General features: G+C 63.5%; 15 protein-coding genes. 7 read left to right on the top strand and 8 right to left on the bottom strand.

Annotated features, from left to right (window positions below; translation table 11 throughout):
- Window positions 1-128: 128 nt before the first annotated feature.
- On the bottom strand, window positions 129-893 hold the full coding sequence (locus BB28_RS23845; protein ID WP_046255337.1) for a DUF1906 domain-containing protein: 765 nt from the start codon (window positions 891-893) through the stop codon (window positions 129-131).
- Between the two features lie 69 nt (window positions 894-962).
- Between BB28_RS23845 and abc-f the strand changes: the two genes are divergently transcribed.
- On the top strand, window positions 963-2,627 hold the full coding sequence (gene abc-f / locus BB28_RS23840) for a ribosomal protection-like ABC-F family protein (RefSeq protein WP_046255336.1): 1,665 nt from the start codon (window positions 963-965) through the stop codon (window positions 2,625-2,627).
- A gap of 10 nt (window positions 2,628-2,637) precedes the next feature.
- Here the strand turns inward: abc-f and BB28_RS23835 are convergent, their stop codons facing one another.
- Window positions 2,638-3,666, bottom strand: a complete 1,029-nt coding sequence (locus tag BB28_RS23835; protein WP_046255335.1) for a fused (3R)-hydroxyacyl-ACP dehydratase subunits HadA/HadB — start codon at window positions 3,664-3,666, stop codon at window positions 2,638-2,640.
- 213 nt (window positions 3,667-3,879) lie between these two features.
- Between BB28_RS23835 and BB28_RS23830 the strand changes: the two genes are divergently transcribed.
- Together BB28_RS23830 and BB28_RS23825 are read left to right on the top strand one after the other, a co-directional pair.
- Window positions 3,880-4,137, top strand: coding sequence for a hypothetical protein (locus BB28_RS23830; RefSeq protein ID WP_225421965.1), 258 nt, complete (start codon window positions 3,880-3,882; stop codon window positions 4,135-4,137).
- Between the two features lie 119 nt (window positions 4,138-4,256).
- Window positions 4,257-5,156 (top strand): glycoside hydrolase family 6 protein, encoded by a 900-nt coding sequence (locus BB28_RS23825; protein WP_046255334.1) that lies wholly within the window; start codon window positions 4,257-4,259, stop codon window positions 5,154-5,156.
- A 9-nt stretch (window positions 5,157-5,165) separates the two neighbouring features.
- On the opposite strand, the gene BB28_RS23820 is transcribed toward BB28_RS23825, so the two are convergent.
- Genes BB28_RS23820 through BB28_RS23810 form a run of 3 tightly spaced genes read right to left on the bottom strand, consistent with a single transcriptional unit; the run spans window position 5,166 to window position 6,965 of the window.
- Complete coding sequence (locus tag BB28_RS23820) at window positions 5,166-5,915, bottom strand: enoyl-CoA hydratase-related protein (RefSeq protein WP_046256136.1); 750 nt, start codon at window positions 5,913-5,915, stop codon at window positions 5,166-5,168.
- A gap of 33 nt (window positions 5,916-5,948) precedes the next feature.
- On the bottom strand, window positions 5,949-6,341 hold the full coding sequence (locus tag BB28_RS23815) for a PPOX class F420-dependent oxidoreductase (RefSeq protein WP_046255333.1): 393 nt from the start codon (window positions 6,339-6,341) through the stop codon (window positions 5,949-5,951).
- Window positions 6,342-6,353: 12 nt separating this feature from the next.
- The gene (locus tag BB28_RS23810) at window positions 6,354-6,965 is read right to left on the bottom strand and encodes a class I SAM-dependent methyltransferase (protein WP_046255332.1); all 612 of its coding nucleotides are present in this window, start codon (window positions 6,963-6,965) and stop codon (window positions 6,354-6,356) included.
- A gap of 79 nt (window positions 6,966-7,044) precedes the next feature.
- Here BB28_RS23810 and BB28_RS23805 point away from each other — a divergent pair, with 79 nt between their 5' ends.
- Both BB28_RS23805 and BB28_RS23800 read left to right on the top strand, forming a co-directional pair.
- Window positions 7,045-7,608, top strand: coding sequence for a TetR/AcrR family transcriptional regulator (locus BB28_RS23805; RefSeq protein WP_046255331.1), 564 nt, complete (start codon window positions 7,045-7,047; stop codon window positions 7,606-7,608).
- 210 nt (window positions 7,609-7,818) lie between these two features.
- On the top strand, window positions 7,819-8,616 hold the full coding sequence (locus BB28_RS23800) for a L,D-transpeptidase (protein ID WP_046255330.1): 798 nt from the start codon (window positions 7,819-7,821) through the stop codon (window positions 8,614-8,616).
- A gap of 87 nt (window positions 8,617-8,703) precedes the next feature.
- On the opposite strand, the gene BB28_RS25280 is transcribed toward BB28_RS23800, so the two are convergent.
- The 3 genes from BB28_RS25280 to BB28_RS23785 all read right to left on the bottom strand — a co-directional run bounded on the left by BB28_RS25280 (window position 8,704) and on the right by BB28_RS23785 (window position 11,095).
- Window positions 8,704-9,141, bottom strand: coding sequence for a hypothetical protein (locus BB28_RS25280; RefSeq protein ID WP_046255329.1), 438 nt, complete (start codon window positions 9,139-9,141; stop codon window positions 8,704-8,706).
- A gap of 468 nt (window positions 9,142-9,609) precedes the next feature.
- On the bottom strand, window positions 9,610-10,053 hold the full coding sequence (locus tag BB28_RS23790; RefSeq protein ID WP_046255328.1) for an SRPBCC family protein: 444 nt from the start codon (window positions 10,051-10,053) through the stop codon (window positions 9,610-9,612).
- A gap of 37 nt (window positions 10,054-10,090) precedes the next feature.
- A complete protein-coding gene (locus BB28_RS23785) occupies window positions 10,091-11,095 on the bottom strand; it encodes an adenylate/guanylate cyclase domain-containing protein (protein WP_046255327.1) in 1,005 nt (334 codons plus the stop codon).
- Between the two features lie 141 nt (window positions 11,096-11,236).
- On the opposite strand from BB28_RS23785, the gene BB28_RS23780 reads away from it, so the two are divergent.
- Window positions 11,237-11,683 carry a hypothetical protein gene (locus BB28_RS23780; RefSeq protein ID WP_046255326.1) on the top strand — a complete coding sequence of 149 codons (447 nt, stop codon included), beginning with the start codon at window positions 11,237-11,239 and terminating at the stop codon, window positions 11,681-11,683.
- A gap of 179 nt (window positions 11,684-11,862) precedes the next feature.
- Window positions 11,863-12,261, top strand: coding sequence for an MmpS family transport accessory protein (locus BB28_RS23775; protein ID WP_046255325.1), 399 nt, complete (start codon window positions 11,863-11,865; stop codon window positions 12,259-12,261).
- Window positions 12,262-12,291: the final 30 nt, after the last annotated feature.

Raw genomic sequence — 12,291 nt, 5'->3', positions numbered from 1 at the left:
TGGCGTCTCCTCTCCAGTGCTGCTGGCCGCCTGTGAGATCGGGCCAGCCAATGAAGGTTAGCGTAACCTTCCTTCGATGTGGGGGCGTCCCTCCGTGGCAAATCTGGTTCGGCCGCGGTGCGAGATCGCTATCGGCTCAAGTCCCACTGGCCGAAATCGGTTGCCAGCACATCGTCTACGTCCACGTGGACGTCACCGATCAGTGGGCCGGGGTTCGACGCGGTGTTCACTGCGGTCTGGTACAGCACGGCTGCTGGCTCACGTGCCCCACCTGACCAGGCTCGTGTCTGCCAGGCCCAGCGGTAACCGCCGGTCGTGGAATGCCCGATGACGCCGTCGCCGATGGCCCATCCGCACGCCCGGGCGTGACCATAAATACCGGTACGGCGAACGCCGAGCACCGAATTGATACCCCGGAACCATTGGACTGCAAGTGTTTTCCAGGTGTTTTGGTCGATGTCCTCGTCAACGCTGAAGAAGATCGGTGCAGTATCGGGCCCGTCTGCGGCCCCGTGTAGCCGCAGGGCGGTCTGGGCATCGGCAACGCCGCCGTCGTAGCCGCGGGTGAAGTCGGACGGAGTGGGCCATCCTGGCTTGCCGTACTGGTAGCAGCTGACGATGTGCAGTCCGGCGGCACGTAACCCGGCGGTGTAGTCGCGGGTGACGGGTTTGAAGTCAAAGGTGGCTCCCGGCCGCAACTCGGATACATAGACGAGCGCACCCGCGTAGCCGGCGGATTTGATCTGTTCGGGGGTCACCAGCCGTTCGGTGAAGTCGATGAGTCTGAGCCCGTCCGCGGAGGCACTCGGTGCCAGGACCATCGGAAGGCCCGCGAGGATCGGCGCGGCCAAGGTGTATCGAAGGGCATCGCGTCTCGAAACCGGCCGGTGCATGGCGCGATGGTATCGGTCCGGTACGGGCGCGCGGGTTCTCTTGCATCGTGATGATGCGACGATGAAGCCATGACGGCAACGCTTGTCGCGAAAAATGTGGCCGGCGGATTCGCCCACCGCACCCTCTTCGAGGGGCTCGACGTAACCGTTGCGCCGGGGGACGTGATCGGAGTCGTGGGCGCCAACGGCGCCGGCAAGAGCACCCTTTTGCGAATCCTCGCCGGGGATTTAGAACCACTCGAAGGTGTGGTCAGCGTTGCTCCGGCCGACGCGTTCATCGGCTGGTTACCGCAGGAGCATGAGCGCCTCCCCGGCGAAACCGTCGCGGCCTATATTGCCCGCCGCACCGGGTGTACCGATGCCACTCAGACCATGGAGGCCGCGGCCGCGGCGCTGTCCGACCCCCGGCAGGGCCTGTTGGAGGCCGATCTGTCCGAGGCCTACTCCGCGTCGTTTGATCGTTGGCTCGCCTCTGGGGCGGCGGACCTCGACGAGCGGTTGCCGGCGGCGCTGGCCGATCTGGGCCTCGGTCTGGATACGGTGCGGCCGGAGTCGACCTTGATGACTTCCTTGTCGGGTGGGCAGGCGGCACGTGTTGGACTGGCGGCCCTGGTGCTCTCGCGGTTCGACATTGTCTTGCTCGATGAGCCGACAAACGATCTCGACCTGGACGGACTGGCTCGGCTGGAGGACTTCGTCCGCGATCTTCGCGGTGGTGTGGTGTTGGTGAGCCACGACCGCGAGTTTCTGGCCCGCAGCGTCACCCACGTCCTCGAACTGGACCTTGCCCAGAACACCACCACAGTGTTCGGTGGCGGTTACGAAAGCTATCTGGAAGAGCGTGAGGTTGGCAGGCGCCACCGGCGCGAACAATATGAAGAGTTCGCCGAGAAAAAGGCCGACCTGGTGGCGCGCGCACGCACTCAGCGGGAATGGTCGAGCCAGGGTGTGCGCAACGCGATGCGCAAGGCTCCCGACAACGACAAGATCCGGCGCCGGGCGGCCTCCGAATCCAGCGAGAAGCAGGCACAGAAGGTTCGCCAGATGGAGAGCCGAATCGCCCGTCTGGAAGAGGTGGTCGAGCCCCGCAAGGAATGGGTGCTCGAGTTCACTATCGGCGCCGCACCCCGGTCGAGTTCGGTTGTTGCGACCCTGGCCAATGCTGTTGTGCGGCAAGGCGACTTTGTTCTCGGCCCGGTCTCCCTTCAGGTTGATGCCGGTGAACGGGTCGGGATCACGGGGCCCAATGGGGCAGGAAAGTCCACGCTGCTGCGGCTGCTGTTGGGACGTCTGCAACCCGATGAGGGCCGTGCGAGCCTGGGAGCAAATGTCTCGATCGGCGAGATCGACCAGGCGCGTGGCGATTTCACCGGCTCGGATCGGCTTGTGGACCGCTTCGAGCAGCGGTTGTCGTCATGGTCGACAGCCGATGTACGCACCCTGCTCGCCAAGTTCGGGCTGCGCGCCGATCATGTGGAGCGCCCGGTCGACGAGCTCTCACCCGGTGAGCGCACCCGTGCCGGTCTCGCGCTGCTGCAGGCGTGCGGAACCAATGTGTTGGTTCTGGACGAGCCGACCAACCACCTCGACCTTGCCGCCATCGAGCAGCTCGAGCAGGCGCTCGAGGCCTATGACGGTGCGCTGCTGCTCGTGACACATGATCGCCGGATGTTGCAGAACGTTCGGCTGGATCGTTTATGGAGGGTCGACAACGGACGCGTGACAGAGCTCTAGCGCCGTCAGATCAGCCGAAGCGGACGTTCAACGTCGCCAGACCAAAGATCTTCTTACCGCTGGACTTCGCGGTGACGACGATGACGCCGGTGCGGGTTTCCGGATCCAGCGATTTGATCTTGCCGCAGAACTCGATGTCCGCGCCTTCGGCGGACGACACAATGGCCGGTGCGGACAGTCGCACCGCGTAACGGGTCACCGCACCCGGGTCGCCCGACCAGACCGAGAAGAATCCGGCACCCAATCCCATGGTCAGCATGCCGTGTGCGATCACATCGGGCAGTCCCGCCAGTTTGGCGATGTCTTCGTCCCAGTGGATCGGGTTGGCATCGCCCGCCACACCGGCGTAGTTCACCAGGTCGCCTCGGGACAGTCGGGTGTGGTGCACCGGTAGCTCGTCGCCGACCTGCACGTCGTCGAAGGATGGCGTGCCCGGTGCGCGGCTGGTGTCCGCGGCGATCCGAACCTCGCCCTCGGGCCGGACGGTCTTCTCGTAGGCCTCGGCGGCTACCCCGATGCCAGAGAAGTCGACGTCGTGCATCATCGCTCTCTGCACGGCCGCCATCGTGCCCGGATTGATTTCGTCGGCGGTGATCCCGACGACGGTGGTGTGCAGGGTGTGGACGCGATCGCCCGCCGTGTCGGTGAAGGTGTTGGTCACGGTAATCAGGTCTCTGCCCGCAACCCGGCGCACCGAGGTCAGTTCCACGTCGATGTGCAGCTCGTCACCGGCCACGATCGGGCGGTGCTGTTCAAAGACCTCTTCGGTCTGCAGGTAGGTGTCGTACCCGACGACCACGGACTCGAACATGCGCCGGTTACAGGCCATGGCCGGGGTCGACGTGAACGTCAACGGTGCCACCAGACCGGAATAGCCGAGCGCCGCGGCGGCGCCCTCGTCCCAGTGGGCGGGGTGGTAGTCCTGCACCGCGCGGGCGTACTCGCGCACCTTCTCCCGGCCCACCAGGTAGGGGCCGTCCATCTGGTAGTAGTGGCCGACGCGTGCTTCGAGTGCCGACGCTTCTGCTGGTGCAGTCATGAGGTGTCCAACTTTTCTACCGGCCTGTTCGCTGAGGCCGACGGAAGCACCCTAGCGCGCAGGTCCTGGGTAGTTGGTCGCCGATCCATATCCGAAACCCTCGTTGGAGCGATCATTAGTTTGTAAAATGGGTGGTCACCGCCCGTATTTGCCGTTGTTGTCGCTGAGAAACGGTGGTCGGGGGTGGTGCCCGTACAAAGAAGGGAGGGCACTGTGGCAGCCATCATGAGAGGTGTCGTGACCGCGGCCTTTGCCGCCGTGATCGCGGGTGCTTTTCAGGTCTCGGCCCCCGCGGCGTACGCGGCGCCTACCGCTCGCGTGATGTGCGAGAGGGTCAACGAAGTCGGCGATTGCGAGGAACTCCCTCCCAACCAGCAGGACAGCGGGGACAACTGTGTACTGGTCAACGCGTTGGGCGCCTGTGAAGACAAGCAGGAAGTCGACGATCCTCCACACACGATGGATAGGTAGCTTCCGCGGATCGCCACTGGGCCGAATGGCGCTTGTTGAGGTGCTGAGGCTATTTTTCTGAGGTGATTTCCTCAGCTGCTGGTGTCCTCGCGCGACGGATCGCTCCCCTGCTGGCCGTGATGTGCCTGGGCCTCTTCGTGGGCCCGGTGGCGCGTGCGGACAACCCTTTGGACGGTCAAGGGTTCTACGTCAACCCGAACTCGGCAGCCATGCGTGCCGCACAGGGCGCCGGGAGCCCTGAGCTGACGGCCATCGCCAACACGCCGCAGGCGTACTGGATGGACAATGTGTCGACTCCCAGCGTGGACGCGAAGTACATCAGCGCGGCGCAGGCCTCCGGCGCCACCCCGGTGCTGGCGCTCTACGCAATCCCCCACCGCGACTGCGGCAGTTTCGCCGCCGGCGGTTTCGGATCCGCCGATGCCTATCGGGGATGGATCGACGGCGTCGCATCGGCCGTGGGTTCAGGGCCGGCGGTAATCATCCTCGAACCGGATGCCCTGGCCATGGCGGACTGTCTGTCGCCCGGTCAACGCCAGGAACGCTTCGAGCTGATGCGCTATGCCGTCGACACGTTGACCCGTAACCCGGCCACGGCCCTCTATGTCGACGGCGGCCACTCGCGGTGGGTGAGTGCCGACGTGATGGCGGCCAGACTCAACGATGTCGGCGTCGGAAAGGCCCGAGGCTTCAGCCTCAACACCGCGAACTTCTTCACCACGGATGAAGAAATCGGTTACGGCGATGCGATTTCGGGAATGACGAATGGCGCGCATTACGTGATCGATACCTCGCGTAATGGAGCGGGCCCCACCGCGGATGCTCTCTACTGGTGCAATCCCAGCGGTCGCGCGTTGGGCACTGCGCCCACGACGGCCACCGCGAGCCCGAACGTCGATGCCTACCTGTGGGTCAAGCGTCCCGGGGAGTCTGACGGGTCATGCGACCGCGGGGACCCTCGGGCTGGCACCTTCGTGAACCAGTTCGCGATCGATCTGGCGCGTAACGCGGGCCGATAAGAGATTGGGCTACTTGCCCGTCCATTGAGGTGGGCGGCGTTCGAAGAACGCGGTGATTCCCTCTGCCATGTCCGCGGACTGCAGCACCGCCTCGAACGCCGTCTCGGTGTCGGCCCATCCGGCGTCATCTGCCTTCTCGAATGCCTTGTGCGTCGCGAGTAGACTTTCTTGAACAGAGACAGGCGAATTGAGCACGATCCGTTGGGCTAACGCGATCGCAGACTCCAGGGCCGAGCCGCTTTCGGTCACCTCATTCACCAGCCCCAGCTGGTAGGCACGATCCGCCGTTATCGGATCGCCGGTGAGCAGTATCTGCCGCGCGATGTTCAGAGGCAGCGCCCGCTGCGCGCGGAACAGGCCACCGCAGGTAGCGATCACTCCCCGGCGGGCCTCGGGCAGTCCGAAGGTGGCTGACGCGGACGCCACTACCAGATCGCACGCCAGCACGATCTCCATGCCGCCGCCCAGGGCCATTCCTTCGACGGCGGCGATCAGCGGCTTACGGCGCGCGCGCCGGATCACTCCGTACTCTCCGCCGCGAGTGGTGCGCGGGCCGGATGTCTCGGCGAGATCGGTGCCCGCACAAAATCCCTCGCGGTAACCGGTCAGCACGGCCACCCACAGGGTCGGATCGTCTTCGAAGTCGTTGAGGGCGGCGTCCAGTGCCAGGGTCATCTCTGGATTGATCGCGTTGCGCTTCGCGGGCCGGTCCATCCGGATCACGCAGATCCGGTCGTTCTTCTCGATCTCTACAGGCATACCGCTGAGCATGACCGATCTTGAGTCGGGTTTCTAAACTTTCCTACCGCGCGTGTGCGGATCGTCGATTCCCCACGCGATGATCCGGTGTGGGGTGATCCGGATGATGTCTCCGCTCAGCCCGCCGTCGGTGCTGCCTTGGCCGGGCAGCACCTCCGCAGTTCCCCGGATTTCGATTCCGTGCGCCCGCGGAGGTTGCACCGAGAGCACTTCGTCGACAATGAAGGCCACGCGAGGATCGCTGATTACGTTGCGCCACTTCTGTGTTGACGCAAGTGCGTGACCGGCGATATCTATCGTTGCTCCATCCGGACCGATGTGCACCCCGACCGGTCTGATCTGTGGATCGCCGTCGGCTCCAATGGTGCACAGGTGGCCGACGGGTTGTTGGAGTAGGAATTCTTGTTCCCTGGGCGTGAACGCCATGGACCCGACCCCTCAAACCTTGCGGGCGATCACGAGATGTCCGGGCAGTTGCGCAGTTGCATGGCCCGTCCCTGCTTGAAGATGGGCCGGGCGGATGCTCTCGATCTGCCAGTACTTCGAGATCACCTCGCGTAGTGCATCTTCGGTGAACTGCGTGGGTGCCGGACCGTCGTGGTTGGGGAACGCGTCGGTGCCGAACGCCAGGATGTAAAACGAGGCGTCTGGCGCCGCCGCACGATGGACGGATCGCAGGTACCCGTCGCGCAGCTGAGCCGGTAGCGCATGAAGCAGCCCGCTATCGAAGATGGTGGAGAAGCGGCCGTCGTAGCCCGTGAATGAGCTGATGTCCGCCTGTTGGAAGGTGGCGGTACGCAGACCGCGTTCGGCGGCGGCGAGTGTGGCGGCCTCGACCGCGGTGGGCGTCAGGTCGATCCCAACGACGGCGTGCCCGCGCGCGGCCAGTGCAAGTGCCAGTTCGGCGTAGCCGCAGCCGGCATCGAGGACCTCGCCCCGAACGACACCTTCTTGGTCGATGAGTGCGGCGAACTCGGGTTGCGGTTCACCGATGTTCCACGCTGGCCTGTCGCTTCGGTAGGCGCCATCCCAGTCGATCACGTGTGTCATCTATGCGGCCCTTCTCGTGAGTGTTGTCGATAGGATAACTCAACAGTTGTCTATATTTATTTCCTGCGAGGATGTGCCCATGTCTTCACCAACACCCGAGCGCAAGGGGCAGCGGACACGGCAACGGATTCTGTCGGCCGCCCGTCGGGTGTTCGCCGAGGTCGGGTACCAGAAAGCCACGATCCGGGGTATCGCGGCTGCGGCCGATGTGGACAAGTCGTCAGTCATCCAGTACTTCGGGAGCAAGAGCAACCTCTTCCGCGAGGCCGTTCAGTGGTCGATCCCGGTACAGGAGTTGACGGTGTCGAACCCGGCCGAAACCTCGGAGAACTACCTGCGTGGGTTGCTTTCGGGATGGGCGGCCGAGCCGAATGGGCCCATGGCGGTTCTGCTCCGCAACAGTATGACCAGCGAGGATGCGTTGGAACTGTTGCGTGAACAGGTCACCGATAACGCGGTGAGTTCGGTGGCGGCCACTATCGATGAGCCTGACGCGCGGCTGCGAGCGGCGCTGCTGAGTGCCGTGCTGATGGGTATCGCCAGCCAGCGCTATCTCCTGCAGTTGCCCGACTTGGCGGCCGCCAGCGACGACGAGATCGTCGCGCTGATGGCTCCGCTCTTGACCACGCTTATCTCCCCTTGAGGCGCTGCCGGAAAAGCGGCAATTTGGGGTCTTTCTGAGACCAGTTAGCGGGCGTTTTTCGCGGACTTTTTCGTTATCAAACCGTGGGGAACGCGTTACCGAAACGGCAAGCGCGCCCGCTACTTCGGGCGTTGGCACGTCCATACGATCACATCGTTCATGACGAAGTGGTCATCCCAAAGGGGTCGGTCGATGAGGACAGTTCTTCACATGGTTGTCGCAGTATCCGTGGTCGCGGCGACGATGGCCGGGCGTCCCCCCGGCATCGAGGCTGCGGCCGTCAGCCTGCCGCTCGATCTGGACGTCAGATCCATTGCGCCCATGCCGGATAAGCCGGTGGGCATCGCACATCCGGTGGTGGTGACATTCAATGGGGTCATCGCCAATCGCTATGCCGCCGAGCGGGCGCTGGGGATCACCTCCACGCCCGCCATGACGGGGAAGTACGAATGGCTCGAGGACAACGTCGTGCAATGGATGCCAGATCAGTTCTGGCCGTCGCACAGCACCGTAAAGCTCATGGTGGGCGGCAAGCCCGCGGAGATCACAACTGGCCCGGCTCTCGTCGGTATCGCCAGCATTTCGCGGCACACGTTCACCGTGTCCTATGAGGGAGTGTGGAGAAGGCCATCGGACGGGGTATCGGGATTGCCTGCGCCGCACCATCTTCCGCGCCTGGGTGAAGAAGGGGTATTTCCGGCTTCAATGGGCCGCCCAGAGTATCCGACACCCATCGGCACCTACGCGGTCCTGGGAAAGGAGCGCTCGGTGCTGATGGATTCCAGTAGTGTCGGCATCCCGGTCACCGCCGCCGATGGCTACAAGATCGATGTGGAGTACGCCGTCCGCTTCACCAGTCGTGGTCTGTTCGTGCACGCGGCTCCGTGGGCCGTACCGGCGATGGGCTATGAGAATGTCAGCCACGGCTGCATCAGCCTGAGTCCGGCGGCAGCCCAGTGGTACTTCGACAACGTCAACATCGGCGACCCGGTGGTCGTGCAAGAGTAGTAGTTCTGAATATTTGGCGAGAAACAGTAGTGCCGAGGCCGCGTTCGCGGCCTCGGCACTACTGAAGAATCGGGTTTGGTTTGGCTATCAGCCTTGCGGACCGGCGGGAGTCGGGACACCCGGCGTCGGCGCACCCGGGACCGTGGAACCGACCGGGATGCCCTTTCCGGCCACGGGGCCTGCGGCCAGGGCACCATCAAGGGGCGCGGCCGCGGGGACCACGGCAGGTGCGGCCGGAACTACCGGTGCGGCCGGAACCACGGGCGCCGCAGGAACAATCGGTGCGGCCGGGATGACGGGCGCTGCCGGTACGACAGGTGCCGCAACAGGCCCCGGCAGTATCGGCACCCCGGCCACGGGCGCGGCGCCTGCGGCGGGGGCGCCGACTAACGCACCCTTGCCGGAGCCTCCGGGGCCGTCTTCAACCGCGTGGTGCGCGCTCCCGGATGACTCTGCGACTGCGGATGGCGCCCATACGAACGCGGCCGCACATAAACCAGCGCTGGCAATTACCTGAATAGCCATTCGATCAAAGATGATGATCGCCACCGACCCGACTCCCTAGCTTGAGCGTGTAAATCACGCTGGTGAAATTCGATGGCTGAACTTTATAACGCCCCAAAATTGACGTCCAGCTGACGTTCAGGTTGGTTATGAAGTTGATGCGGAATATGAACTGTGGCTGTGACCTAACGGGCGCACGGCGGTAATCAGATGTCTCCCAGATGTCCGGATAATTGCCATGTCAGAAGGCGCATACCGATGAGACCGGGGGTATTTTCAGGCGAGATGGAACTGTGACGGAATAGTATTCGATATGAGTCGGTAGTCACGTAAAAGCGCCGGTATCTGAATAAATGAAGATCACTCGGTTTATGGGGGGCGAATGTGATTAATTAGCAATGCCTAAGAATGGCGCACGAACTGAACCAGAAATGCAAATTTCTACTCTGGAATTCAAAATACGTTCGTGACTCAAATAGTCTTGGTTTCCTATGCTTTCCCGGCCGCACCCCGGCGCGCCGCTTCCCGGCGTGCGCCGTCGACGAGGCTCGACATTGATTTACGCAGGACCCACACCATCGCGGTATCGGGTACTGGGATCAGCGGGGTGGACTCCATGGAATAGCGCACGGCCGTTCCCTGCGGGTGGTCGGTGAGGGTGATGGTTCCGATGTGCGAGCGCACCGGCAGTCCACCGACGACGCGATACTGAATGCGTTCCCCGGCAATAAGTTCGAGGATCTCTTCCTTGACGCCGACCGGGCCCACACCGATTCGGTGAATCGCCCCCACACCCTGCCGTTCGGTGGTGCCAGGCCGGACCAGCTTGACTGTGAAGGGCAGAAATTCGTTGTACCCTTCGCGGTCGGCGAACAATTCATACACAGTCGTTCGGGGTGCCTCGAAGATTGTTTCCTCGATGTACTGCGCCATGTGATGTCCTTTCCTATCCGTCAAAATCATTGGGTCGTTATGAGCGTTTGCGGGTTCGCAAGACATGCGAACCCAACCGGGAGAACCCCTTGACGCGCACGCCGCGCAGGTGACGGAGAACGAACTCGTCGTCGTCTCCCAGTGCCGCCGCGGCGGCGTCGTCGAGAAGGATCGTTCCGGGCCGGGCCACGCCGGTCAGTCGTGCGGCGACGTTGACCACGGTGCCGTAGAGATCGCCGAAGCGTACGAGCACTTGTCCGTAGGCCAGGCCCACCCGGATCTGCGGCATATCCGGAATGTCCTGTGCTGCTGCAGTAATCGCTGCATTCATGGCAACGGCGATGCGCGCGCCGGCCCCGGCGCTCGCGGCGGCGAACATGACTTCGTCGCCGACGTTCTTGATCACCCAGCCGCCGTGGGTGGTGACTGCCTCGGTGAGTGCGGTCTCGAAGGTCTCGAGCAGGTTGGTCAGTTCGTCGAGGTCCAGATGGCGGGAGAGGCGGGTATAGCCAACCATGTCGGCGAAACCAACAAGCAATTGTCTTGTGGTGCTGCCGGATTCATTCGACCGGGTGAGTGCTGCAGCCAAATGTCGCTGCCAGGCATAGTCCTGCAAGTCGGTCAGTGTGGAGATTGTGCGTGTAACCGCGTCGACGCTTGAGCCGGTTGTGAACGCGTCGCCATCGTTGGCAATGCGATCTTCGACCTCGCGGGTCAGTAGGTCTGCCTGCCATTCGGCCAGCCGCGCCATGGCCTGGCCGAGGGTGCGGGCCGCGGTGACCTGGCTCTGCTCGTTGGCTGCGGTAGCCGTTCCCAATGCGGCGAAGGTGCGGATCGCGGCGACGTCGGCATCGGTGAACACGACCTCGTCGTCGCTTTCCGCCGCGGCGAAGCCCAGTGCCACCCATAGCTTGCGGGCGCGTTCGACCGGAACGCCGGACAGCTCGGACACCTGAGACCGGGTGTACTTGCGGGGGCCACCGAGGAGCGACTGCTCGATCGCGGCGTCCACCACCTCGTTGAGCTCGCGAGACTCGGCCATCTCGCCAGTACAACACACCTACAACCCGGTGTCGGCAGAACCCTGTGAGCCGCAGGCAGTGTCAGGAACCTTGACTTGATTCAAAGAAACCCCGAGTATCTCCAGGGAGATTCCTCGATGGCGGGGCAAAGGGACGGTGCGATGAACTGGAACTTCTTGGGGCACAACTGGCACCTCTTCGGGTACCTGGCGATTCTCGCTTTTGTGGCCCTGCTGACCTTCGCGACGTGCATGTTCGTGTACACCACGCGCTTGAGGAAGCAGGTGTCGTCACCACTGGCGGACCGGATCGGTGGCTATCCATTGGTCTTGAGGAAGGTGCGCAAAAGGGAGCCAATGTCGCCCGATGAGCTCACCTTTGCACGGCAGGCCATCGCCGATCGCGGATCGTTGTGGGCGTTCTCCATTCCGGCGACCATCTTCAGCCTGGGCTGTTTCTATGTGCTCGGCAGCCTGGAGCAGCTACATGGAGCCACCCCCTCCGAGCGGACGTTCCTCGGGGTCATTCCGATGATCTCGTCGATCAACATCACGGCGCAGGTGCTGCGGATGCGGCGGCTGAAGGGGCGGCTGCCGCGCGCGTCGTGATACCGATCTGACGGATTGCCGAGGCCGGCGAAAGTTGCCGCTCGCATTCCCAGGTTTGGCTGATAGCATTTCCGACCGTACTTATGTCAGCTTCATTGACATGCACACGGCGCGAGGTCCGGGAGGGTGGTCGGGTGAGCCGACGTTCGGTTGGCAGGACGGTCCTGGCACGCGCCTGGATGCCGCTCGTCGCCGTCATCGCGCTGGGAGTGGCTGGTGGCTCGATGCTGAAGGTGCACGAACTGTCCGCTCCCGGACCGGTGCTCACCGTCAATCCGCCGCAGGCGCCACCGGAGTTCACCCCCAAGACGCTCACCTACGAGGTCTTCGGCACGGTCGGGAATGGCGGGATGCTGAGTTATGTCGATATCGATGGTCATCCGCACCAGGTGGATGTGACTACGCTGCCGTGGTCACATACGGAGACGACGACTCTCACCGTGGTTTCGGGCAGCATTTCGGTACAGGTGCGTGGGGGGCAGGTCGGTTGCCGGATACGGGTGAATGACGTTGTCCGCGACGAGATGTCCGATGACCATGCGGACGCGAACGTCATGTGCAGGGTGAAGTCCGCATGAGCGAGCACCGGGTGAAGAGGCCCTTCGTTC

It is taken from the genome of Mycobacteroides chelonae CCUG 47445, assembly GCF_001632805.1.
Classification (GTDB): domain Bacteria; phylum Actinomycetota; class Actinomycetes; order Mycobacteriales; family Mycobacteriaceae; genus Mycobacterium; species Mycobacterium chelonae.
This window is presented reverse-complemented; position numbering and strand designations above follow the sequence as displayed.